Genomic DNA, 23,336 nt, shown 5'->3' on the forward strand with positions numbered 1-23,336 from the left:
CGTCCGACCCGACCCGCGAGGCACCCGGCACGAAGCTGTAGTCGTCGTCGAACGTGACGGGTCCCGACTCGGCGACCGCTGAGCTCGTCCAGTCCGAGTCACGCTGGAACAACGCGAGGCGGCGAGTCTGTGCCGTGTCGAGCAGGTTCCCGACCGAGAGACGACCCAGCGCATCGACTCGGAGCGAGAGGTTCACGTTCCACCAGAAGTCGATCGGCGACGCCGGCGTGATGTCCTCCCGGACCCAGCCCGCGTCGGTCTCGCGGGCATGGACCCCGACGTAGCGCTCCTGGTTCGTGTTCGGGTCGTTCGGCAGCTGCGACGAGAAGACCACGTGCGCGCGCCCGGCCGCGTCGAGCGCAGCCACGAGATTGCCGCCCCCGAGCCCCAAATCGTCGAGCCGCCAGCCGGCGGGTGAGCGCTCGAGGTGGACCAGATGCCAATATCCATCGCTGGCCGGTGACTGGTTGACGAAGACCACGTGCGCGGTGCCGGCGGCGTCGACCACGAGCGCGCTCGGGTCCTTGGCTGGCAGCAGGGTGGTGTCGCCGACGGAAGTCACCGGCTCGTGGTGCCAGCCCTGGTCGTCGCGGAACGAGTAGATGAGCTGCTCCGGACCGCTCGCCGTGAACCAGATCGCGTGGAGCCGCCCCGAGCCATCGATCGCGAGCTGGCTCGAGGCCGAGAAGCGCGTCGCCGTGTGCGCCTGGCGATCGTCGTTGATGCGCTCGATCACCCAGCCACCCGGGGGCCGGCTCTGCAGGAACAGGTCCTGCCGCTCCGTCACGCCGTTGTTCGAGAACGACATCAGGTGCGGCACGTGACTCGCGTCGACGACCAGGCCAGTCACGACGCGGTACTGGTTCCCCTCGTCGCCCGGCGGCTGCGGGACCTCCTCGATCTGCCACGTCCCGGTGCGATCCGTGGCGTATTGCCTCGTGATCAAGAACGACCGGCTGTGCTCGGTGCTCTCCGGCGCGAGGTCGATGCGGTCGTAGATCAGGTGAAAGTCGCCGCTCGGGCCCTCGGCGGCGCGCAGATGCTCACCGGATCTTGGGTGCGAGTCCACGACTTCGCTGTGCCAGCTGCCGCCGTCCTGCCAGTAGTGGTAGACGCGGTCACCTCCCACGAAGAAGTGCGGCCGATTCTGCGCGTCGATCTGGACCCCCGACTCGGTGAGCGAGAACTCACGCACCTCCTCCACGAGCTGATTCGTCCACTGCGCGCTCGCGCGTGGTGGGGTGAGTGCGAGCGCGCAGACAGCAAGCAGGCTTGCGGGGAGCCGGAGCTTCATGGGCGGCCCAGAATACCATGGACTCGGGCTCCGCGGTCCCCTCAGACACTCGTGAGAAAGGGCGTGAGACAGGCCAGGACCTCCGCCGCGTGGGTCTCCTGCGGCGAGTGACCGGCGCCGGCGATGACCTCGAGCTTCGCGCCCGGGATCTTCTCGGCCATGTAGCGCGAGCCGGCGAGGAACACCTCGTCCTTCTCGCCCACGATCACGAGCACGGGCACGCGAATGGACGGGAGTGACTCGATCACCCGGCCGTCGCGCTGGGCCAGGATCCCGCGCGCGGCGTGGGCGAGCTCGCGCTGCCCCTTCGCTTCGAAGCTCCGCGCCCGTTCCTCGACCCTGCGGTTCCAGCCGGCGCGCGCGTCGTCCTTGCGGTAGCCCGGGCCCGTGTCCATCAGCACGAGCCCGGCCACGCGCTCCGGATGTGCCAGGTGGAAGGCGAGCGAGAGAAAGCCGCCCATGGAATGACCCACGAGCACCGCGCGCTCGGCGCCCGCGCGCTCGAGCAGCCCGGCCATGTCGCCGAGCGTCCGCTCGACCGAGTACGCGGCCGGATCGTCCGGTGACTCGCGCTCGCCGTGACCGAGGATGTCCCAGACGATCGCTTCGTGCTGCCCCGAGAGGGGTCCCACCAGCTTCGCCCAGTCGCGCGCGCTGCCCGAGTAGCCGTGGGTCAGGAGCAGCGTGCTCAACGCTTGTTCCGGGGCACGTCGCGGAAGGGCTTCTTCGTGTCGATGTCGGGGTCCTTCGGCAGGCCGAGCACGCGCTCCGACACGATGTTGCGCTGGATCTCGTCGGTGCCGCCCGCGATCGACACGGCGGGCACCGAGACCAGAATCTCCGCGATCACGCCCTCGAGCGGCCCGTCGGCGCCCGAGAGCAGGGCGTCGGTCCCCGTGATCAGCGTGTGCACGCGCGAGCAGGCGCGCGCGATCTCGCTCGCGTAGAGCTTCCCGAGTGACCCCTCGGGTCCCGGCGGCCGGCCCGCCATGCGCGCGGCGCGCGCGCGCTTCGCGGTCCACTCGGTCGCGCGCGCCAGGGCCAGGAGCTTGGCGATCTCCTGTCTCACCACCGGATCGCGCGCCTTGCCCGTGGCTTGCGCCCGCTCCACGATCAGATCGGCGCGGCCCGCGCGCTGCGGGTACCACGTGTAGGGCGCCATGATCTGGGTCGTCTCGGCGCGCTGCTCGTCGTAGGCGCGGCCCTGGCCGCGGGCCGAACGCGCGGCGCGCTGCAGCACGTCGAACGAGCGGCGCTCGTGCGCCAGCGTGGCCAGCGCCACGGTCCAGCCGTTCCCCACGTCGCCGATCGCGTTGGCGGCGGGCACGCGCGCGTCGTTGAGAAACACCTCGTTGAACGACGCGTGGCCGTTCATCTGCTTGAGCGGCTTCACCACCACGCCGGGCTGGTGCATCTCGAGCGCGAAGTAGGTGATGCCGCGGTGCTTGGGCACGTCCCAGTTGGTGCGCGCGAGCAGCATGCCGTACTTCGCGTGGTGGGCGCTGGTGGTCCACAGCTTCTGGCCGTTCACGACATATTCGTCGCCGTCCGCAGACAGCTCGGCGCGCGTCGTGAGTCCCGCGAGGTCGGAGCCCGACCCGGGCTCGCTGAACAGCTGACACCAGGTGTCTTCGCCGGTCACGATCCTGCGCAGGAGCCGCCGCTTCAGGTCGTCGGAGCCGTGCTCCAGGATCGTCGGCGCCGCGAGGCCCATGCCGCCGCCGCCCGGCGTGCCCACCGCGCCGATCTTCTCGAACTCCTCGTTCGCCACCTCGGCCAGCGACGGCGAGAGACCGCGGCCGTACCACTCGACCGGCCAGGTCGGACAGCCCCAGCCCGAGTCGGCGAGCTTGTTGCGCCACTCCACGAGTGACAGCTCGGGGCTCCAGTTCGCCTCGAGCCAGGCGCGGACCTCGGCGCGGACCGATTCGGCGTCCATCACAGGCCCGTGCGCTGTGCGAACAGCTCGCGGTGATAGGTCGGGTCGCCGAGAAACACCTCGCTCGCCTTGGCGCGCTTGAAGTACAGGTGCACGTCCTGCTCCCAGGTGAAGCCGAGGCCGCCGTGAATCTGGATGGCCTCGGCCGCGATCTCGAGATAGGCATCGGAGCCCTGCGCCTTCGCGAGCGACGCGACGGCCGGCAGCTCCTTGGCCGACTCGTCGGCGCAGCCGGCGGCGTAGTAGGCCGACGAGCGCGCCAGCTCGAGCGACATCAGCATGTCGGCGCACTTGTGCTTGATGGCCTGGAAAGAGCCGATCGGGCGGCCGAACTGCACGCGCGTCTTCGCGTACTCGACGGTCATCTCGAGCAGTCTCTGCGCGCCGCCGGCCATCTCGTTGGCGAGCAGCGCAGCGGCCTGGTCGAGCGTCTTCTCGAGCGCGGCCGCGGCGTTGCCGACCTCGCCCAGCGGCTCGGCGCGCGCGCCGCGGAAGCCGAGGCGCGCGAGCTTGCGCGTCGGGTCGAGCGTGGTGAGTGGCCGGCGCTCGAGGCCCGCCGTGTCGCCGCGCAGGTGGAACAAGCCGATGCCCTCGCGGCCGTCGGTCTTCGGCCGGCGCGCGGCCACCACGATGCGGTCGGCGGTCAGGCCATCGGGCACGAACGACTTCTCGCCGAACAGCGTGAAGCCGTCGGCCACACGCTGCGCCTGGAGCTCGATGCCGCCCAGGTCCCAGCGGCCGGAGGGCTCGGTGAGCGCGAGCGTGGCGATCGACTCACCCGAGGCCAGCGCAGGCAATAACGCAGCCTTCTGTGACTCCGTGCCCGCGTTCAGGATTGCGTTGGTGGCCAGCGCGACCGAGGCGAAGTAAGGCGCGCAGAGCAACGCGCGGCCCATCTCCTCGAGCACGATCGCGAGCTCCGCGAAGCCCAGCCCCTGGCCGCCGTACTGCTCGGGCACGTGCACGCCCGGCAGGCCCAGCTCCTGACTGAGTCGCTTCCAGACGCCCGGCTCGTAGCCCTCGGGCGTCTCCATGAGCCGCCGGACCTCGGTCGTGGGGGAAGTCTCTTCCAGGAAGCGGCGCACGGTGCGGCGCAGCTCGTCCTGCTCTTCGCTCGGGCTCCAGCGCATGCCCCATTTTCGCACGGGCGCGGGGGCGGGTGCCGCGGGGCTCTGCCATGCTTCCGGGGCCATGAACCTGATCGCCCACTTCTCGGAGATGGCGCGCAACAACGCCTGGTCCAACCGTCGCCTCCACGCGGCCTGCGCAAAGCTCCGCCAGGAGGAGCTCGACGCGCCGCGCACGAGCTTCTTTCCGAGCCTCACCGCCACGCTGAATCACATCCTGGTGGTCGACTGGTACTACCTGGACGGGCTGGAGGGCGGGGGCCGGGGGCTCGAGACACAGCGGAACCCCGTGCCGTTCCCGCGCCTGGCCGAGCTGGCCGCCGCCCAGCGCGCCGCGGACGCGCGCCTGGTCCGCTTCTGCGATGCGCTCGAGCCCGGAACGCTCGCGCGCGAGGTGACTCTGGACCGGGGCGACGAAGGACTCACGCGCGAGCCGGTGACCGCGGTGCTCGCGCACCTGTTCGTGCACCAGATCCACCACCGCGGCCAGGCGCACGCCATGCTCTCGGGCACGCGCGTCGCCCCGCCGCAGCTCGACGAGTTCTTCCTCGAATACGACCGGGAGCGACGCGCAGGGGACGAGATCGCCTAGCGGAGTCTCTTGTCCAGGAACGCGACCATGCCGCGCACCTGCTCGAGCGCCTGGGGCAGGAACTCCATCTGCGCGAAGCCGTGCGGCATGCCGGGCACGATCACGTTCTCGTGCTCGACGCCCGCGCGCTTCATCCCTGCGGACAGCGCCTTCTGGTGCTCGACCAGGGGATCCGCGTCGCCGCACACGAGATACGACGGCGGCAGCTGCGCGGCGGCATGCACCGGCGAGACGCGCGGGTCGCGCAGGCGCGACAGCGGCGGGTTCTGGCCGAGATAGCCGTAGATCATCGAGTCGCGCAGCGCGGCCGCCACCGCCGGGTCCGTGCCCGGCTGCGCCGTCTCCATGGTGCGCATGGCCTCGAAGTCGAACGCGCCGTAGATCAAGAGCGCCGCGCGCAGCCGGGGCGCGCTCGAGTCACTCGCCAGGTGCGCGGACACCGCGGCCGACAGATTGCCGCCCGCAGAGTCACCACCGATCGCGATGCGCCTGGCGTCGCCGCCCCAGCGCGCCGCGTTCTCCGCGGCCCAGCGCACGGCGTGCACGCAGTCCTCGAAGCCCTTGGGGAAGGCCGCCTCGGGCGCCAGCCGGTAGTCGATGCTGGTCACGAGATACCCGGCCTCGGCGAAGCGCGCCGTCAGCTTGCGGTGCGTGCGCGGGCTGCCGGCGACCCAGCCGCCGCCGTGCAGATACACGAGCACCGGGTGCGGCCCCTTGCCCTTGGGCACGAACACGTCGGCAGTCACGCGCGCGCCGTCGACCTCGCGCACCAGCACGTTCTCGTGCAGCGCGCCGATCTCGGGCCCGCCCGCGTTCAACAGCTCCGCGAACTGGTCCAGCATCTTGCGCAAGCCCGGCACGTCGGACGGCGGGGTGCTCATCATCGCCATCATCCGCTGGAGCATGTCGGCGGGCATCTGCGCGGGTTCCTGAGCCATGGCGGGTCCTCCCTTGGGGTTGCGCCGAGCGTACCACCTTCGAGAAATCGAGACCGCGCGCGCGGTAGACTCCGCCCATGAAGAGCTTTGCAGGGAAGATCGCCGTCATCACCGGCGGCGGAACGGGCATGGGGCGCGAGCTGGCTCGGCAGCTCGCGGAGGCCGGCGCGCACATCGCCATGTGCGACGTCTCGGAAGAGAACATGGCGCAGACGCGCGCGCTGTGTCTCTCGCACGCGCCGCGCGTGCGAGTCACCACGCACCTCGCCGATGTGTCGCTCGAGCGCCAGGTCGTGGCCTTCCGCGATGCCGTGGCGGAGGAGCACGAGACCGACCACGTCGACCTCCTGTTCAACAACGCGGGCATCGGCGGCGGCGGGAGCTTCGTGAACGACGAGCGCGAGGAGTGGGACAAGACCTTCGACGTGTGCTGGGGCGGCGTGTACCACTGCTCGCGCGCGTTCCTGCCGCTGCTCATGAAGAGCCGCGAGGCCCACCTGATCAACACGAGCTCGGTGAACGGCTTCTGGGCGTCACTCGGCCCGCAGTCCGCCCACACGGCCTACAGCGCGGCGAAGTTCGCGGTGAAGGGCTTCAGCGAGGCGCTGGTCAACGACTTCAAGCTGAACGCCCCGCACATCAAGGTGTCGGTCGTCATGCCGGGTCACATCGGCACCTCGATCGTGATCAACTCCGGCAAGATCCTGGGCCGCGACCCCAAGGAGATGAGCGACGAGCAGCTCTCCGAGGCGCGCGCGCGCATGGAGCGCGCGGGCTTCCCGGTGGGCGGTGCGAGCACCGACCAGGTCCGTCAGGCGCTGGTCATGATCGGCGACGCCTTCCGCGACATGGCCCCGATGACCGCCGCCGAGGCGGCGCAGGTGATCCTCCAGGGAGTGCGCGACGAGCGCTGGCGCATCCTCGTGGGCAAGGACGCCGACGTGCTCGACCGCATGGTGCGCGAGTCACCGGAAGACGCCTACAGCGAGTCGTTCTTCCAGAAGCTGCAGTCGAGCGCGGGCTTCACGCTGGGCCGCTGAGCCCCAGCACCCGCGCCCCCTTGCCGAGCGGCCGACTCGCGGCGATCGCCCGCGCCACGTACGCCTTCGCGCCGCGTACAGCATTCTCGAGTGACTCGCCGCGGGCCAGCCGCGCGGTGATCGCGGCCGAGAGCGCGCAGCCGGTGCCGTGCACGGGGCCCACGTCCGAGCGCTCGCCGCGCAGCCACAGGCGCGCGCCGGCGCGCGTGGCGAGATAGTCGTCGGGCGGGCCGTCGGCGTGCCCGCCCTTCACCAGCACCGCCTCGGCACCCAGCTCGAGAAAGAGCGGCGCCGCGCGCTCGGGATCGGTCTCGCCCACGAGCGCCTCGGCCTCGGGAAGGTTGGGAGTCACGAGGGCGGCGCCGTAGATCAGCCGCTCGACCAGGTTCCCGAGCGCGCGCTGCTCGAGCAGGAACGTGCCGTCGCTGGCGCGGAACACCGGGTCCACCACGCGCGGCACCTCCCAGCGCGCCAGCGCGTTTGCGACCGCGAGCACGATGTCGTCGGTGGCCAGCATGCCGAGCTTCAGCGCGCGCGGCCGCAGGTCGGCGAGCACGGCGGTGATCTGCTCCGCGACCACGCTGGGAAACACCGGAGAGAGCCGCCTCACGCCCTGGGTGGTCTGCACGGTGAGCGCCGTGGGCACGGCCATGCCGTGCACGCCGTGCAGCGCGAACACCTGCAGGTCGAGCTGCAGCCCGGCCCCGCCGCTCGGGTCCGAGCCCGCGATCGAGAGCGCCGCGGCCAAAGGTGAGTCGCTCATCTACGAACCGTTCGGCGAGGCGAAGGCCGCCCTGAGCCGAGCCGGCAAGCGCCGCAGGCGCGCGCAGCGAGCCGCAGGCGAGCGAAGCTCACCGGGCAGGAGGAGGGGACATCCACGTGAGCACCACGAGTCGGCCGCCGGAGTGATTCTCCACCCCGTGCACCTCGCCCGAGCCCGCGAGCACGCCTTCGCCGGGTCCGAGCTCGCGCAGGTCGTCGCCCACGCGGAAGCGGCCGCGGCCCTCGACCACGAGATATACCTTGTCGCAGCCGGCGTGGGCGTGCGGCTTCTGTGACTGGCCGGGCTCGAGACAGTACAGGTCGAGGAAGAAGCGCTCGGTCTCGAACAGCCCGACCTTCTTCATCTTTTCGGCCGAGAACGCCCAGGCCGAGGAGTCCCAGCGCACGAGCTTCATCAGGGCGTGTTCACCCACTCGATGTTCGTGCCGACGACCGGCGGCGTCTCGGCGTTGAGCAGCGAGAGCTTGCGCGCGACCAGGCCCGCCACGGTGCGGATCTCGCGCGCGGCCGCCGAGTCCGGGGCCGCGATCACCGTCGGCCGGCCCTCGTCGCCCGAAGTCACCACGTCGGGCTGCAGCGGCACGTGACCCAGCACGTCGGTGCCGAGCTCGCGCGCCGCGCGCTCCGCGCCGCCCGAGCCGAACAAGGTGTGTCGCTTGCCGCAGCCGTCGCACTCGAACCAGCTCATGTTCTCGACGATGCCGAGCACGGGCACGTTCACGCGCTGGAACATCTGCAGGCCCTTGCGCGCGTCGATCAGCGCGACCTCCTGCGGCGTGGTCACGATCACCGCGCCCGCGAGCGGGGCGGTCTGGCAGATGGTGAGCGCGGCGTCGCCGGTGCCCGGGGGCAGGTCGAGCACGAGATAGTCGAGCTCGCCCCACTTCACGTCGGACAGGAACTGGCGGATGATCCCGTGCACCATCGGGCCGCGCCAGATCACCGGCGCGTTCTCGCCCGCGAGGAAGCCGATCGACATGAGCTTGAGCCCGTAGCTCATGAGCGGGTGGATCTTCTTGTCGGGGGTCACTTGCGGGCGGCCCGAGATGTGGAGCATGAGCGGAATCGACGGACCGTACACGTCGCAGTCGAGCAGACCGACCTTCGCGCCGGTCTCCGCGAGCGCGAGCGCCAGGTTCACCGCCACGGTCGACTTGCCCACGCCGCCCTTGCCGCTCGCCACCGCGACCACGTTCTTCACGCCTTCGAGCCCTTCGGGCTTCGAAGCATGGGTCGAGCCGCGCGTCTGAGCCGTCATGGTCACGTCGACGGCAGTCACTCCGGCGAGCTTTGCGACCGCCGCGCGCGCCTCGCCCTCGAAGCGCTCCTTGACCGGGCAGGCCGGGGTGGTGAGCTCGATCGCGAACGCGACCTTTCCGCCGTCGATCCGGAGGTTCTTCACGAAGCCCAGATCGACGATCGAGCGCTTGAAGTCGGGGTCTTGGATGGGGCGGAGCGCGTCGAGGACGTCGCGCTCGGTGACCTGGCTCATCGAGCCCTCCTGTCGTCGGCCGGAAACCCGGGGGGTGTCCGGCGCCGGCGCTTATGGAAGCATAGCCTCGTGCCGAAATCTCGGTCTGGGGTGCGGATGAAGCTGCCGAGCTCGTACGAACGCGTCTGGAAGGTCGTGCGCCGCATTCCCGCTGGCCGGGTGGCAACTTACGGGCAAGTCGCGCGCATCGCAGGTCTTGGAGGCGCGGCGCGGCTGGTGGGTTACGCCCTGCATGCCCTGCCCGACCAGGGCCGCCCGGTCCCGTGGCAGCGCGTGATCAACTCACAGGGGCGGATCTCGGCGCGGCGCTACTCCGGCGGCGACCTGGTGCAGCGGCGCCTGCTCGAGCGCGAAGGCGTGCGCTTCGACGCGCGCGAGCGGGTCGATCTGGCGCGCTTCCAGTGGTCGGGGAAGCGCGCGCGGTGAGTGTGCTCGAAGGCCAGGACGCGAGCTTCCTCTCGCGGGTCAAGAACCACCAGCGCCCGCTGGCGGTCGCCGGCGCGTTGATCTCGCTGTGCGGCATCGCCTACCTGGCGTGGGCGATCCTGCGCTACGACCCCAGCGCCGATCCACGCCAGGACACCGGCTTCGACCGGCCGATCGCGCAGCTCGGCTTCCTGTTCCAGCGCGGGCTGTGGATGGTCGAGAACGCCGAGCCGCAGACGCCGACCGAGCAGCGCCTGCTCCACGGTCTGTCGCGCAACATGCAGTTCTCGGCCGGCATGATGGTGCTGCTCGTGCGCATCTTCACCGGCACGCTCACCATGCTCGCGGGCTTCATCATGATGACGGTCGTGGTGGAGCGCGCGCGGCTGCTGAAGCTGATCAAGCGCCTGCAGGAGTGACTGTCTGACTGTGCCGTCTACGGCACTTCCGACTTGAAGAACGCCGAGAGATCGAGACCCGACACCTTCTCCGCGGCCTTCTCGACCCGATCCGTGGTCACCGTGCCGCCCTCGCCGACCAGGATGCGCACCACGTCGTCGAGCGTCTTCTGGCCGTGGGTGTGCTCGGCGATGCGCTGGTCGAGCGCGCGCAGCACCGTGAGCGAGCGCGCGGTGCCGGCGCCCGAGACACTCCGGCTGCGCAGGTGCGCGGCCTCCTTGCCCTTCTCGGCCTGGAGCTCGAAGGCCTTCGCCAGCCGCTCGGGCGAGATCGTGTGCGAGCGCCCGAGGAGCTGCAGCGAGTAGTACTGCGCGAGCCCTTCGATCGCCCAGTCGCCGTCGTTTCCGGGCCGCAGGCCCAGGGCCGTGTGCATGACCTCGTGCAGCAGCGGGCTCGGGCCGTCCTCGGTGATCAGCGGCCGGTGCGCGTGCAGGAAGAGTGAGTCGGGGCCCGAGAGACCGCCGTGCCACATCGGGTCGGCCGCGCTCACGACCAGGAGCCTCTCGGGCAGCGTGCCGAGCACCTGGCGCAGCACGGGCAGGGTCCAGTGCAGGAGCGCCAGCATGTCCTGGCGGCGCACGCCCATGGTGCGCGGCCCCGCGATCGCGACCTTCACGCCCGCGACCTCTTCGCGCAGCACGCCCAGGTCGCCCGCGATCATCCAGCCCGTGGGGCGCGCGAAGGCGTGGTGGCGTTTCTCGACCTTGAACTCGCCGCTGCGCAGCTTCCCGAAGGGAGTCACGATCGACCAGCTGTCGGGCACGCGCACGCGAAAGCGCGTGTGCGAGCGCGCGCCGTCGGCGGCCTTCACGCGCGCCGGCGGCACGAGGTCCTCGCCGCGGAAGATCGCCCAGGTCTTCGCGCAGCGGGCGTCGTAGCGGCGCGCGTCGCGCAGGTGGTCGATGCGGAACACGTAGGTCAGCTTCCCGCCCGTGCGCGGCGGGGTCCACGTGACGTGCGCGCCCTCGACGTGCACCTGGCCGTCGCCTCGGAACAGGAGGTGACGCTGCGGATCGATGCGAAAGCGCAGCCAGTCGACGTTCTCGGCGCCCTTGCCGAGCTCGAGGGTCACGTGCGCAGCGCGCTCCGTGGGCACGATCTGGGCCTCGACGTGGAAGTCGTAGCGAAGCCTGGCCGTCGCGGGGGGCGCGGAGGGCTCCTGCGCGCCGAGATCGCCGGTCAGCGCGAGCGCGGCCACGAGCAGAAGGTACAGGGCGGCGTGAGGCTTCAAGGCAGCGCTCCGGCGCGCGCGCGGCGCGCGATCTCGCGCCCCAGCGCGATGCGCTCGGGCCAGTGCATCTCGGGCCGCACGCGCCGGTCGACCTCGGCGAGCCGCGGCACGAGCCCCGCGCGGTTCGCGACCTGGATCGCCAGGCCCGGCCGCGCGTTCAGCTCGAGCACCAGCGGGCCGTGGTCCTCGTCGACCACCACGTCGGCTCCCACGTAGCCCAGCCGCGTCTGGTCGCTGGCGCGTACGGCGATCTCGAGCACGCGCTCGAACTCGGGAATCATGCGCGCGAGCACGGCCTCCTGTGTGTCGGGGTGCACGTCGACCGCGCGCCCGTCGCAGACCGCGAAGCTCGTGACTCCCGAATCGAGGTCCACGCCCGCGCCGACCGCCCCCTGGTGCAGGTTGGCGCGGCCGCGCGAGCGGTGCGTGGGCAGGCGAGTCATCGACATGACCGGCACGCCGCGATACACGACCACGCGCACGTCGGGCACGCCCTCCGCCGAGATCGCGCGCAGGTCGCGGTGCACCGACAGCCGCTCCTCGGCGAACGCCACGTCGGGCTGGCCGCCGAGCGCGTACGCGCCCGAGATGATGCTGGCCGAGTGATACGACAGCGCACGGCGGTCGAGCCACTGCCCGCCGGGCCGCAGGAACCAGTCGCCGTCGCGCTCCAGCACCACCAGGATGCCGTTGCCCATCGCGCCGTGCGCGGGCTTGATCACGAACGACGCGTAGGCGTCGAGCTCGCGCAGCATGCCGCGCACCTCGGAGTTCGTGCGCGCGACCGCGAGCACGGGCGCGGTGGCGATGCCCGCGTCGCGCAGCAGGCGCTTGGTCTGGAGCTTGTCGTCCACGCTGGGGTAGTGCGCGCGCCGGTTCCAGCGCGAAGTGTACTCGCCGTTGCGGCGGTTGATGCCGAGCACGCCCATCGCGCGCAGCCGCGACGCGAGACTCATGGTGACTCGTCCTCGAGACCGCGCGCCAGGCTGCGGAAGCGCCACAGCTCCGAGGCGCGGTAGCCGTTGTAACCACCGATCCAGACCAGGATGCCCATGACCGAGATCACGAGCTCCGGGAAGCCGAACATCAGGTGCTCGAGCGCCGCGATGCGGAAGATCGGATACACGCAGATCGCCGCGAAGGTCGAGGTAGTGAGCCGCCGCACGGCCGAGGGCATGCCCTCCTCGGCCGTGGTGATCGAGAAGCGCTCGATCAGCATGGTCATGATCACCACCGGAAACAGCACGCTCGCGTACAGGTCCTTGACCTCGTAGGTGCGCCCGAAGAGTGACTGGGCGGTGATCGCCAGCACCACCACGCACAAGAGCACGCCGAGCCGCGGCACGAGCAAGAGCTGGAGTCTCTCGAGCAGGAGCCGTGACACGATGCCGAGCGCGATCACCGAGCCCACCAGCCCGAGCCCCAGCCCGAGCGGCAGCTCGCGCAGCGCGAGCGAGATCAAAAGCGGCATGAACGTGCCGAACGTGCGCAGCCCGACCAGGTTGCGGATCACCGCGATGATCAGCGCGCCGATCGGGAACACCAGGAGAATGCGCAGCGCCTGCTGCGAGCCCACCGGCAGGCGGTACAGCGAGATCGCCGCCAGGATCGGGTTCGACGGCACCATGAACGACGCCACCTCGTCGGCGCGAAGTGACTCGCGCAGCACGCGGTAGCGCGAGGACAGCGCCTCGAGCCCGGTCTCCTCCACCAGCGTCGAGCTGCCCTTGCGCAAGAGCAGGAGGTCCGGCGGGCGCGCGCCGAAGAAGCCCAGCGAGGGCGAGAGCGAGATCCACTCGCCGCCGATCCAGGCCTCGGCCCACACGGCCTCGCGGCCCTCCTTCTGCGCGCCCAGCCGCAGCCCGGCGGCGATGCGCGCGGGGTAGCCCGCAGCGCGCAGCAGCGCGACCAGGAGCCGTGCCTTCCCGACCTGGCTGCCTTCGCCGGCCGCCAGGGTGAGCAGCGCATCGTCGCTGCCGGTGTTGGCGGTCAGGATCTCGTCGGCGACGTAGCCGAGCAACAGGCGCATCTGGCCCAGGGGGTCGTTGGGGTTCGCGGGCGCGATGTTGCCCAAGAGGTCGTGCAGCTCGGGCGCGTCGGACGGGAAGTGAGTGCTCGAGCGCAGATACTGCTCGGCGATCTCCTTGGGCGGGGCCAGGCCCACGTCGCTGGGCAGCGGCAGCGGCTCTTCGGAGAGCTGCACGCGGAAGGCGTGGGTCAGGTTGTGGACGCCGTCGAACTTGCCGCTCCAGATGCCGATGCGCTGGCCGGTCTTCTCGGTGCGGATCGTGAACACCAGCCGATCACTCGTCTGGCGCTCGTCGAAGATCTCCTGCTGGTTGTCGGAGTCGGGCAATGCCGAGCGCACGCTGCCGCGCTGACCCGAGCCGCGCGCGTCGATCTCGAGCTCCACGCGCCACAGGTTCTCGACGCCGGACGGCCACACCGGCAGGTGCAGCACCAGCGTCTTCCAGGCGAAGATCGCCAGCCCGATCGCGACCAGGAGACTCCCGGTCAAGACCGCCGCGCGATTCACGTCGGCGTCCGCGCGCTAATCGGGCCGCTCCTCGAGCCCGGCGCGCGCGGCGTCCTCGCCCTGATCGACGCTGGGCAGCGCGGCGGGCAGGCTCGTGCGCTGCACTCCGCCCTCGGTCGCGATGTGGAAGGCCGCGTAGCCGGGCATGACAAGCTGGTCGATCGCCACGCCGATGATGCGCCCGCGCTCGGGCGCGCGGATCTTGGTCTTCTGGTTCGAGATCGGATCGAACACGGTGCCGAGCAGCTGCTTCGCCTGCACCATGTCGCCGAGCTGCGCGCGCGCGGCCAGGATCCCGCCCTCCTCGGCGCGCACCCAGCGGGAGCGGAAGTAGATCGCGGGCGCCGGCAGCGCGTCGGCGGCGGGGGGCAGCATGTCGAGCGCGCCCAGGAGCTGGCGCACACCCGCGAGCCCGCGCCCGATGGCGTCTTCCTGGAAGCGCATGGGCTCGCCGGCCTCGTAGGCGATCGCGGGAATGCCCGCGTCGGTCGCGGCGCGGCGCAGCGTGCCGGGCCGGCCCTCGTTGTGGATGGCGAGCGGGCTGCCGAAGGCCTTGGCCAGCGCCAGCACGTCGGCGCGCCGCAGGTCGCCGCGCACCTGCGGCAGGTTGGTGCGATGGAACGAGCCGGAGTGCACGTCGACCAGCAGCTCGCAGTGTCTCACCACGTCGTCGAACAGGCGCCGCGCCAGCCGCGCGGCCGAGCTGCCCTTCGAGTGACCGGGGAAGAAGCGGTTCAGGTCGCGGCGGTCGGGCAGGTAGCGCGAGCCGCGCCGGAACGCGGCCAGGTTCACGATCGGTACACCGATCAGTGTTCCCCGCAGCTCCGCGGCCTGGGTGCGCTCGAGCGAGCGCCGCACCACCTCGACCCCGTTCAGCTCGTCGCCGTGGATGCCGCCGGTGAGACACACCACGCGCCCGGGCTTCGCGCCCGCGACCACGATCACCGGCGTCGAGCTGTCGCCGCCGACCGACTCACCGACCGGCAGCGCCAGCCGCCGCACCTCGCCGCGCGCGATCGTCTGCCCCAGGACCTGGAGCGGCTCGGCGCGGGCGGCCGGCGAGGGCGCCCACGCGAGCGAGCCGACGAGCAGAGCGACGATCCCCCCGAGCCGCATGCCGCGCCGATTGCAGCCGAATTTCGCGGCCGCCGCCAGAGCAGGTTAGAGGCGCGGAATCAGGCTTCCAGGAGTGCCAGGACGGATGCGGTCATCTGCGCCTGCGGGAAGACGACACCCGTGTCCTGCAGGTGCATCGCGCCGACACCGAGCGTCACGATGCTCTCCGCGGCGCGCACCGGATCGAGGCTCTTCTTCACCTCGCCCTTTTCCTGCGCGCGCACGACCAGCTGCGCGAGGCCCTCGGTGATCTTCCGAAACACCTCGCCCCAGCGCTCCTTCAGCTGCTCCGAGCGGCAGATCGCCTCCGACAGGCGGTGCGTGGCGATCGGGTACTTGCCCACCACCGGCCACTCGCGGTGCACCATGTAGCCCGTGAAGCGGTCGACGGCCGTCCTCAGGTCGGTGTCTCCGTTGGCGCCGACCACGCTGGTCAGAATGCCGGTCAACGCCCAGTCCATGACCGCGACGAAGAAGTCTTCGCGGTCCTTGAAGTGCACGTAGAACGCGCCCCGCGTGTAGCCTGCCCGCGCGCAGATCGCGTCGAGGCTCGGCGCGTCGAGGCCGCGCTCCACGAGCTCGATCAGCCCCGCGTACAAGAGCGACTGCTTGGTGGCTTCCTTGGATTCGGCACGGGAGCGGCGCGGGGGTCTCTCGGCGGCGTTCGGCTGCATGTTTCCTTCCTGTGTGGAACGTATGCGGAGCGTAGAACGAGTTCTCATTACCACGCCGCCGCAGGGAGTTTCAAGAAACCCTGACCGGCCGGACCGGGCGAGTTACTCGCTGCGGGACTCCACGCGCAGGTGCACTTCGCGCTGCGGAAACGGGATCTCGATGCCCGCCCCGCGCAGCGCCTCGAGCAGCGCCACCAGGAGCTCGCTGCGCACCCGCGAGCCGATCTCCACGCGGCACCAGATCTGGAGCTGGAACACGAGCCCGCCTCCGTCCGCGAAGCGCGTGAACAGCGCCACCGGCTCGGGCAGTGACAGCACCTCGGAGCGGCCGCGGGAGGTCTCGAGCAGGATCGCAATCACCTTGTTGGCGTCGGAGCCGGCGCCCACGGTGAGCTCGAGGTCGAAGCGCCGCGTGCGGTCCGAGAAAGTCCAGTTCACCAGTCTCTCGGAGATCAGCGTGGCGTTGGGCACGATCACGTCGGCGCCTTCGCCGGTGCGCACCGTGCTGGAGCGGATGCCGATACGCTTCACCTCGCCCGAGATCGGCCCGATGTCGATCTGGTCGCCGGTCTGCACGGGTCTCTCGAACAGCAGGATCAGACCCGACACGAAGTTGTTGACCACGTTCTGCAGGCCGAAGCCGATACCCACGCCCAGCGCGCCGGCGATCAGGCCGAACTTCGACAGGTCGATGCCCGCCGCCCCGATCGCGATCACGAAGCCGCCCGCCAGGATCGTGTAGTGGACGCCGGTCGAGATGGCCGCCGGCACGCCGCGCGGCAGTGACACGTGCGGCAGCACGTCCTCGTCGAGGAAGAAGCGCAGGAAGCGCGAGATCTGCGCCGAGAGCCAGATCGCGAGGAAGAACGCCACCACGTTGCCGAGGCTGACCGACACCGTGCCGACCTCGAGCCGCGCCTGGAACATGACGACCAGCGCGCTGCGCACGCTGGGCTCGAGCCCCATCGCGCGCAGCGAGGTGCCGACCCACAACAAGAGCCCGACCCAGCGCTGCAGGCCGTTGATTCGGTGGCGCATCAGCTCGCCGTGATCGCGCACCGACTGCAGCTTGCGCGCAAAGTCACTGCGCAGCGCGGCCGTCACCACGCCGGTCGCGAAGCGCACCAGCGCGTAGATCGCGATGCCGGCGTAGATGGTCACGAGCACGCCGCGCAAGAGCACGCGCGAGAGCTGGATCTGGCCGAACAGGTTGGCGGCGGCCGCCCCGAGACACACGGCCAGGGCCACGCGAGACACCGGCACGGCCACCGGGCCGAACAGCCCGACCCCGCGCAGCCGGTCCGCGTGGTCCTTGCGCAGCACCCAGGCGAGCAGCCAGATCGTGCCGATCGTCTCCGGCAGCATGAGGAAGCGCTCGACGGTGGGCGAGGCCGAGAGCAGCCCGCGGATCGAGCCCAGGAAGAACAGCGTGGCCAGCCCGATCAGCCCCGCGCGCAGGCCGCCGACCAGCTCGGGCGGAAGCAGGCGCAGCACGGGGATCAGCAGGGTGAGCGCCTCGACCTCGGACAGCACCCCGGGCGAGCGCGGCATGAGCCAGAAGGTCGAGCTGATCGCCACCACCAGCGCGGCCGAGATCGGGCGCTCGAAGATGCGCGTGGGCATTTGCAGGGCCGGGTCCGCGGCCGCGGGCGAGCGGGTGACTCGCCGGCGCGCCAGCAACAGCAGCGTGAGTGCCACCGCGAAGATCGTGAGCTCGACCTGCACGCGCGCGACCGAGAGCGTGAGGAACTCGCGCAACAGGTCGAGCTTGCGCTCGACCGCGGCGCGCACTCTCTCGGGTACGAACGCGGGGTCGCCGGACGGCGCCCACGCCTCGGAGCTCCACAGTGGCGGCGCGTCGCGCTCGAACAGGTGCTTGCTCTGGTCGCCGCGCTGCCGCGCGATGCGGTCGACCATCGAGCTCACCACGAGCTCTTCGCTCGCGACCTCGTCCTGCAGCGTGAGCGCCTGGCTGCGCTGGTCCTTCAGCCGGCGCTCCGCGCCGCTCACCATGGAGAGTGTGTCGGAGATGCGCTCGCGCGTGGCCGGCGGCAGCCCCGCGGCCTCGGGCGCGTCGCGCGTGCGCTCCCACAGCTCGCGCTCGCCCTGCAGCACGCGCAGGTCGGCCTCGATCTGCTGCGCGATGCGGGTCAGTCCCAGGCGCCAGGTCCGCAGCCGGTCGAGGCGCGAGCGCCACTCGTTGTCGAGGTCGTTCAGCGCGTCGAGCGTGGGCGAGGCTTCGAGCAGCGCGTCGGCGCGCGCCGTGCGCTCGCGCAGCCGCGCCGAGGTCTCGGGCAGCCGCTCCGCGATCTCCTGCTGCAGCGGGCCCTCGGTGTTCTGGTCGTGGATGCGCCGCACCAGGTTCTTGGCGTCCTCGGCGCGACTCACGATCTCGGGCGCGGGAATCACCTCGGCCGGCGGGGCGGGGGCGGCGGCTTCGCCCGGCAGCGGCGCGGGCGAGGGCGGGGGCGGGACCACGTCGGCCCGCGCGGACAGCGCGGCTCCGCCGAGCCAGGTGGTGAGCCAGGCGGCGGCGGCGAATCGGGTCAGCGCCCGCGCGATCGACACACCCCGGAGTCTAACGTCAGGGCCGCGCCGTGCGCGGCTCGCGCAGCCGCAGGAGCACCACCGCGGCGGCCGCCAGCTTGAAGGCGATCGCGCAGGCGAACACCGCCTCGAACGAGAGCGCGGTCGCGATGACTCCTCCGGCCAGCGGCGCGATCACGCCCATGGCTTCGGTCGTGGAGTTGGCCGCGCCGATGCGCAGCGGCAGGTCTTCGCGCCGGCCGAACTCGAGCACCAGGTTCTGCTGGCCCATCACGAAGCCGCCCGAGCCCGTGCCCACGGCCACCATCGCGCCCATGAGACCCGCGTAGCTCGAGGTGCCGAAGAGCGCGAGCGTGCCCAGGATCCAGAGCCCGAGCGCGCCCAGGAACACGGCGCGGAAGCCCATGCGGTCGGCGACCGTGCCCCAGAACAGGTTGAGCACGGTCGAGGAGAGCAGGAACGCGGCCGTGAGCTCGCCGAGCTCGGTGCCGCCGATGTGCAGCCGGTGACCCGCCGACAGCACGTAGTAGGGCATGGCGACGCGTCCCAGGCTGCCGAGCACGCAGGCCAGGAGATACGCGCCGAAGTTCGGGTCGGCGCGCAAGAGCTCCGGCAGGTCGCGCAGGCGCGCGATCACGCCGGTGCGCTCGCGCACCGCGGGTGACTCGGGCTCGCGGATGAACATCATCATCAACAGCCCGAGCTCGGTCAGCCCGAAGGCCACCAGGAAGGTCGTGGCGTAGCCGTTCCCGAGCACGTTGTTCTGCACGAAGTAGGCGCCCGCGAGATACCCGACGGCCGAGGACGTGATCCCCGCCAGCGCGTTGCGCAGACCCGAGAGCCGGCCGCGCACGTCGACCGGGATCACCTTGGCCATCAGGAAGTTGAAGGTGACGCCCTGCACGCCCATGAAGAAGCCGAACAGGCCCAGGAAGATGCACACCGCGATCAGGTTCTGGCCCGAGCCGAGGAAGAAGCCCGCGAGCGCCATGCCCAGCACCTGCGCGCGCACCAGGTTGCCCACGCGCAGGGCCATGGGCAGCACCTTGCGGCGGTGCTCGATGACGGTGGCGGAGAACAGCGGCGAGAGACACTGGCCGAGTGACTGCGCGGAGCGCGCGACGCCCACCCACACCGCCGACCCGCCCGAGATGGCGTAGATGTAGTCGGGAATGAAGGTCGGCGCAGTCACCAGGCGGAAGCCGGTCTGGCCGAACAGCCCGTGGCACAGGTGCGCCAGATAGTTGCGGCGCAGGTTGCGCCGCACCTCGGCCTCGAAGGCGGCCTCGAGCGAGGCTGCGGCCGGCGGCGCCTCGTCGGAAACTGCAGGGACCGCCTCGCTCGCCTCCACCATCGGGAGGCGCAGCTTAGCAGGTCAGTCGCGCCGCGCGACGAGCTTGATGGCCGGCTCCGGCCAGGCCTCGCGCACGTCGCTCCAGCCGACCACGCGCGTGGTGACCTCCTGCGGGCGCAGCCGCCCGGATTCGATCGCCGCCACCACCTCCGGCAGCAGCGCCGCGGCGTGACAGCGGCCGATCGCGCAGCGGATGCCCAGCGTGTACATGCGCCCGAGCGGCAGCGGCACCGGCGGCCCCGGGTAGAACGAGACGGACTGGTAGGTGCCTTCGGGCTCGGTCGCGCGCAGCGCGTACGCGAGGCCCGGCTGCGTGAGTCCCGCGTCGACCACGATCGGGAAACGCCCCGGCTTGTCGGCGAAGTCGGTCTCGATCGGCCGCGCGCCGAGCTTGGCCGCGAGCTCGAGTGACTCGCGCTCGGCGCAAGCGAAGTGCACCGCGCCCGCGCCCAGCACGAGCGCCGCCTGCGCCGCGTAGAGCGGGATGCTCGGAGTGCCGTGACTCACCACGAGCACCTCGGCGCCGGGGCGCGCGCGCAGGTGCGGAGCCACGGCGCGCCAGCCGTCCGGCACGTTGTCGGCCACGCTGGCCAGCGCCACCGGGTCGATGTGCGGCGAGATCGGACACAGCATGGCTTCGGCGAACGGCACGCGGACCAGGTCCGAGAGCACGCCGCCGTACTCCACGCCCGAGAGCGGCTGCATGCCGTAGTCCGACAGGACGGGCATGCGCTCGCACAGCGCGCTCTGGCCGGCGCGGCAGCGGCCGCAGCGCCCGCAGCTCACCTGGAAGGAGAGGACGGCACGCTGCCCGAGCGAGAGCCCCCGCACCGCGTCGCCCAGTGCCACGATCTCGGCCACGCACTCGTGGCCCAGCGCGAACGGCTCGCGGATCGGGAACGTGCCCGAGACCAGGAAGCGGTCGATGTCGCAGCGCGCGACGGCGAGCGGTCGCACCAGCGCCTCGCAGTCGGCCTGGAGCCGGGGCTCCGGAACGTCACGCCACTCGAGAACGCCGGCCGCAAGGCAGGTGAGCTGTCGCATGCCCCGACCCTGGCACTCACTCCAAGTCCCCGCAAACGCTCATTGCGGAAAGGCGGTTGCGTCTGCTGCAAGCCGGTCGAAGAGCCAGCGCCGGAAGGCGCCGATGCGCGGGTCGTGAAGGTCGCCGGGCCGGCACACGAAGTGATAGGTCTCGTCGGAGAGCAGCGAGATCGCGAACGGGCGCACGAGCTTGCCCTCGGCGATGCGCCGGCCGCACAGGATCGGCGTGGAGAGCGCCACGCCCTGACTCGACTCGGCCGCCGCGAGCGCGAGCGCCACGTGGTCGTAAGTCACGTTGCGCCGCGGCTCGAGCTCGGGCACGCCCGCCGCGCGCAGCCAGGCGCGCCATGCGCCGGGCGTCTGCTGGCTGTGGATCAGCGTGTGCCGCGCCAGGTCGGCGGGCTCGCGCAGACCGGGCTCGCCGGCCGCGAGCGCGGGGCTCGCGACCGGGAAGAAGCGCAATTCGACCAGCGGCTCGCTGTGCAGGCCGTGCCAGGGGCCGCGGCCGAAGCGGATCGCCACGTCGACCGGCTCGCGCGCGAAGTCGGCGTAGCGCAGCGTGGCCTCGATCTCGACGCGCGTGCCGGGGCTGGCGCGCTCGAAGTCGGCGAGGTTCGGCACCAGCCAGCTCTCGCTGAATGACTGCAGCGTCGAGACGCGCAGCGGCCGCGCCTCGGGCGCGAGCGCGTCCTGGGCCGCGAACAGCTGCTCGAGCACCGCATCGACCACGGCCAGATAGCGCTGGCCCTCGTCGGTGAGCTCGAGGCCGGGGTTCAGCCGGCGGAACAGCTTCACCCCCAGGTGCGCCTCCAGGCCCTGGATCTGACGCGAAAGCGCCGAGGGCGAGAGGTGCAGCTCGGCGGCGGCGCGCTTGAAGGACAGCCCGTGGGCAGAGCGCGAAAAAGCGCGGAGCGACGCGGTCGGGGGGAGGTCCCGCGGCATGCCATGATGTTACTCGCCTGCGACGAGAGCGGCACCCAATTCGAGCGCGCGCTCGGCCCGCGCCGTGGTTCCGAGCACGAGCAGGCGCGCGGCGCCGATCGCCCGGCGCAGGACCTCCACGCCGGCATAGCGCCGGGCCCGCGCCAGGACCGCCCGCTCGGGCGCGTAGCCGTCGACCAGGGCCTTCTCGCAGGCTTCACACAGATCTGTGTCGCGGGCCCGGACCCGCTGCACGTGCACGTGGGCGAAGGCCGTGCCCAGGTCGAAGGCCGGGTCGCCCACGTGGGCGATCTCGGCGTCGAGCAGCCGGGGGCGGCCGTTCTGGACCAGCACGTTGCCGGCCTGCACGTCGCCGTGACAGAGTGACTCGCGCGAGTCGTAGTATCTCGTGCGCAGCTCGGCGATGCGCTCGCGCACGCCGGGCCGGGCCAGCGCGGCGTCGGCCAGCACGCGCAGGCGCGGCTCGATCGGGAAGTCGTTGGGCGCGAAGGGCAGGGCGAACACGTGTTCGCCGTGGAGCCGCCGCATCTCGTCGTTCTGGAAGCGCGGCGCGAGCAGCGGCGCCTCGGCCGCGGTGGTGCGGTGCACGGCGCCGAGAAACTCGCCCAGCGCGAACAGCGTGTCGGGCGAGGCGCGGCCCGAATCGAACAGCGCGTCGAGTCTCTCGGCGGGACTCACGTCTTCCATGACCAGCGCGCGGTCCTCTTCCACGAAGCGGAGCACGCGCGGCAGGAGCCGCGCCTGGCCGGGCACCAGCCGCCGCAGCACCTCGCCGTAGCGCGCCTCGTACACGATGCGCTGCGTGTCGACCCGGTACTGCGGGAAGCGCTCGAGCGCGGGCCGGGCCTGCTTCACCACCACGCGCGTGCCGTCGGCCGCGGTGACTCGCCGGACCCAATTGATGTTGCCGTCGCCCGCGGCTGCCACGCGCGCGCCCGCGGCGCGCAGCACGCCCAGGGCCTCGAGCCACGCGGGCAGGCCCGCGTCGGTGAGCGGGGTCAAATCGTGGTCACGCTCCCGCCGTCGACGGGAATCACCGCGCCGGTCACGTACGAGCCCGCGCGCGAGGCCAGGTAGATCGCCGCGCCGGCCATGTCTTCCGGCTCGCCGATGCGGCCGCGCGGGTTCTGCTTCTTGATCATCTCGCCAAAGCGGTCGAGCGTGGCCTTCATCATCTGGCTCTCGAACGGTCCCGGCGCGATCGCGTTCACCGTGATGTGCTGCGGCGCCAGCTTGCGCGCCAGCACGCGGGTCATGTGGTGCAGCGCCGCCTTCGCGGCCGAATACGCGTAGGTCTCCAGGATGGGCACGTGCAGGCCGTCGATCGAGCCGATGTTGATCACGCGCGCCGGATCGGAGTGAGTACCTGCCTTGCGCAGGAGCGGCAACAGGTCGCGAGTCAGGAAGAAGATCGACTTCAGGTTCAGGTCCATGACCTTGTCCCAGCCCGATTCGGGAAACACGTCGAGCTCCGCGCCCCAGTTCGCGCCGGCGTTGTTCACCAGGACGTGCAGCGCGCTCTCGCGCGCCGAGAGCTCGCGCACGATCTGCGCAATGCCTTCCGTTGTGGCGAGGTCGACCGCGAACGCCTTGCACTCGCCGAGCTTTCCGAGCTCGCGCTCGGCCTCCTCACATGCGTCCTTCTTGCGCGAGCACACGTAGGTGCGCGCGCCGTTCTCGACGAAGCCGCGCGCGATCATCCGGCCGATTCCGCGCGTGCCGCCCGTCACGAGGGCGACCTTGCCTTTCACCGAAAACAGCTCGTCGAGCTTCATTCGCGTCTCCCTGGGGCCCGGCATCCT

The 23,336-nt window shown here is 71.3% G+C and carries 23 protein-coding genes; 4 read left to right on the top strand and 19 right to left on the bottom strand.

The window, feature by feature from the left end:
* The 4 genes from VMR86_18995 to VMR86_19010 form a co-directional block, all read right to left on the bottom strand.
* A partial coding sequence (locus VMR86_18995) for a hypothetical protein (GenBank protein HTO09146.1) occupies positions 1-1,204 on the bottom strand: 1,204 nt, incomplete at its 3' end.
* 131 nt (positions 1,205-1,335) lie between these two features.
* A complete protein-coding gene (locus VMR86_19000; GenBank protein ID HTO09147.1) occupies positions 1,336-1,986 on the bottom strand; it encodes an alpha/beta fold hydrolase in 651 nt (216 codons plus the stop codon).
* On the bottom strand, positions 1,983-3,233 hold the full coding sequence (locus VMR86_19005) for an acyl-CoA dehydrogenase family protein (protein HTO09148.1): 1,251 nt from the start codon (positions 3,231-3,233) through the stop codon (positions 1,983-1,985). Before VMR86_19005 ends, VMR86_19000 begins: the two co-directional genes overlap by 4 nt.
* The gene (locus VMR86_19010; protein ID HTO09149.1) at positions 3,233-4,363 is read right to left on the bottom strand and encodes an acyl-CoA dehydrogenase family protein; all 1,131 of its coding nucleotides are present in this window, start codon (positions 4,361-4,363) and stop codon (positions 3,233-3,235) included. Before VMR86_19010 ends, VMR86_19005 begins: the two co-directional genes overlap by 1 nt.
* Before the next feature lie 61 nt (positions 4,364-4,424).
* Between VMR86_19010 and VMR86_19015 the strand changes: the two genes are divergently transcribed.
* On the top strand, positions 4,425-4,952 hold the full coding sequence (locus VMR86_19015) for a DinB family protein (protein HTO09150.1): 528 nt from the start codon (positions 4,425-4,427) through the stop codon (positions 4,950-4,952).
* Here VMR86_19015 and VMR86_19020 read toward each other — a convergent pair.
* The gene (locus VMR86_19020) at positions 4,949-5,890 is read right to left on the bottom strand and encodes an alpha/beta hydrolase (protein HTO09151.1); all 942 of its coding nucleotides are present in this window, start codon (positions 5,888-5,890) and stop codon (positions 4,949-4,951) included. The two genes, VMR86_19015 and VMR86_19020, sit on opposite strands and share 4 nt — an antisense overlap.
* 77 nt (positions 5,891-5,967) lie before the next feature.
* Between VMR86_19020 and VMR86_19025 the strand changes: the two genes are divergently transcribed.
* A complete protein-coding gene (locus VMR86_19025; protein HTO09152.1) occupies positions 5,968-6,930 on the top strand; it encodes an SDR family NAD(P)-dependent oxidoreductase in 963 nt (320 codons plus the stop codon).
* Here VMR86_19025 and thiD read toward each other — a convergent pair.
* From thiD to VMR86_19040, 3 genes are all read right to left on the bottom strand, one after another.
* A complete protein-coding gene (thiD, locus tag VMR86_19030) occupies positions 6,914-7,693 on the bottom strand; it encodes a bifunctional hydroxymethylpyrimidine kinase/phosphomethylpyrimidine kinase (protein ID HTO09153.1) in 780 nt (259 codons plus the stop codon). The two genes, VMR86_19025 and thiD, sit on opposite strands and share 17 nt — an antisense overlap.
* Positions 7,694-7,781: 88 nt before the next feature.
* On the bottom strand, positions 7,782-8,108 hold the full coding sequence (locus tag VMR86_19035) for a cupin domain-containing protein (GenBank protein ID HTO09154.1): 327 nt from the start codon (positions 8,106-8,108) through the stop codon (positions 7,782-7,784).
* Positions 8,108-9,205 (bottom strand): Mrp/NBP35 family ATP-binding protein, encoded by a 1,098-nt coding sequence (locus VMR86_19040; protein ID HTO09155.1) that lies wholly within the window; start codon positions 9,203-9,205, stop codon positions 8,108-8,110. The genes VMR86_19035 and VMR86_19040 overlap by 1 nt, the downstream gene beginning before the upstream one ends.
* 96 nt (positions 9,206-9,301) lie before the next feature.
* Here VMR86_19040 and VMR86_19045 point away from each other — a divergent pair, with 96 nt between their 5' ends.
* Positions 9,302-9,631, top strand: coding sequence for an MGMT family protein (locus VMR86_19045; protein ID HTO09156.1), 330 nt, complete (start codon positions 9,302-9,304; stop codon positions 9,629-9,631).
* On the top strand, positions 9,628-10,050 hold the full coding sequence (locus tag VMR86_19050; GenBank protein HTO09157.1) for a hypothetical protein: 423 nt from the start codon (positions 9,628-9,630) through the stop codon (positions 10,048-10,050). Before VMR86_19045 ends, VMR86_19050 begins: the two co-directional genes overlap by 4 nt.
* 17 nt (positions 10,051-10,067) lie before the next feature.
* Here VMR86_19050 and VMR86_19055 read toward each other — a convergent pair whose 3' ends face one another.
* The 11 genes from VMR86_19055 to VMR86_19105 all read right to left on the bottom strand — a co-directional run bounded on the left by VMR86_19055 (position 10,068) and on the right by VMR86_19105 (position 23,309).
* Complete coding sequence (locus tag VMR86_19055) at positions 10,068-11,321, bottom strand: hypothetical protein (GenBank protein HTO09158.1); 1,254 nt, start codon at positions 11,319-11,321, stop codon at positions 10,068-10,070.
* Positions 11,318-12,277 carry an alpha-L-glutamate ligase-like protein gene (locus tag VMR86_19060; GenBank protein HTO09159.1) on the bottom strand — a complete coding sequence of 320 codons (960 nt, stop codon included), beginning with the start codon at positions 12,275-12,277 and terminating at the stop codon, positions 11,318-11,320. Before VMR86_19060 ends, VMR86_19055 begins: the two co-directional genes overlap by 4 nt.
* Entirely contained in the window at positions 12,274-13,857 is a 1,584-nt protein-coding gene (locus tag VMR86_19065; protein HTO09160.1) for a UUP1 family membrane protein, read from the bottom strand. The genes VMR86_19060 and VMR86_19065 overlap by 4 nt, the downstream gene beginning before the upstream one ends.
* A 15-nt stretch (positions 13,858-13,872) precedes the next feature.
* On the bottom strand, positions 13,873-14,973 hold the full coding sequence (locus VMR86_19070; GenBank protein ID HTO09161.1) for a succinylglutamate desuccinylase/aspartoacylase family protein: 1,101 nt from the start codon (positions 14,971-14,973) through the stop codon (positions 13,873-13,875).
* Between the two features lie 59 nt (positions 14,974-15,032).
* On the bottom strand, positions 15,033-15,647 hold the full coding sequence (locus tag VMR86_19075) for a TetR/AcrR family transcriptional regulator (protein HTO09162.1): 615 nt from the start codon (positions 15,645-15,647) through the stop codon (positions 15,033-15,035).
* A 102-nt stretch (positions 15,648-15,749) separates the two neighbouring features.
* The gene (locus VMR86_19080) at positions 15,750-18,215 is read right to left on the bottom strand and encodes a mechanosensitive ion channel domain-containing protein (GenBank protein ID HTO09163.1); all 2,466 of its coding nucleotides are present in this window, start codon (positions 18,213-18,215) and stop codon (positions 15,750-15,752) included.
* 16 nt (positions 18,216-18,231) lie between these two features.
* Positions 18,232-19,548, bottom strand: a complete 1,317-nt coding sequence (locus VMR86_19085; protein ID HTO09164.1) for an MFS transporter — start codon at positions 19,546-19,548, stop codon at positions 18,232-18,234.
* A gap of 21 nt (positions 19,549-19,569) precedes the next feature.
* Positions 19,570-20,592, bottom strand: a complete 1,023-nt coding sequence (locus VMR86_19090; protein HTO09165.1) for an alcohol dehydrogenase catalytic domain-containing protein — start codon at positions 20,590-20,592, stop codon at positions 19,570-19,572.
* 39 nt (positions 20,593-20,631) lie between these two features.
* The gene (gcvA, locus tag VMR86_19095) at positions 20,632-21,534 is read right to left on the bottom strand and encodes a transcriptional regulator GcvA (protein HTO09166.1); all 903 of its coding nucleotides are present in this window, start codon (positions 21,532-21,534) and stop codon (positions 20,632-20,634) included.
* A gap of 9 nt (positions 21,535-21,543) precedes the next feature.
* Positions 21,544-22,536 (bottom strand): phosphotransferase, encoded by a 993-nt coding sequence (locus tag VMR86_19100; GenBank protein HTO09167.1) that lies wholly within the window; start codon positions 22,534-22,536, stop codon positions 21,544-21,546.
* Positions 22,533-23,309 (bottom strand): SDR family oxidoreductase, encoded by a 777-nt coding sequence (locus VMR86_19105; protein ID HTO09168.1) that lies wholly within the window; start codon positions 23,307-23,309, stop codon positions 22,533-22,535. The genes VMR86_19100 and VMR86_19105 overlap by 4 nt, the downstream gene beginning before the upstream one ends.
* Positions 23,310-23,336 lie beyond the last annotated feature (27 nt).

It is taken from the genome of Myxococcota bacterium (assembly GCA_035498015.1).
Lineage (GTDB): Bacteria > Myxococcota_A > UBA9160 > SZUA-336 > SZUA-336 > VGRW01.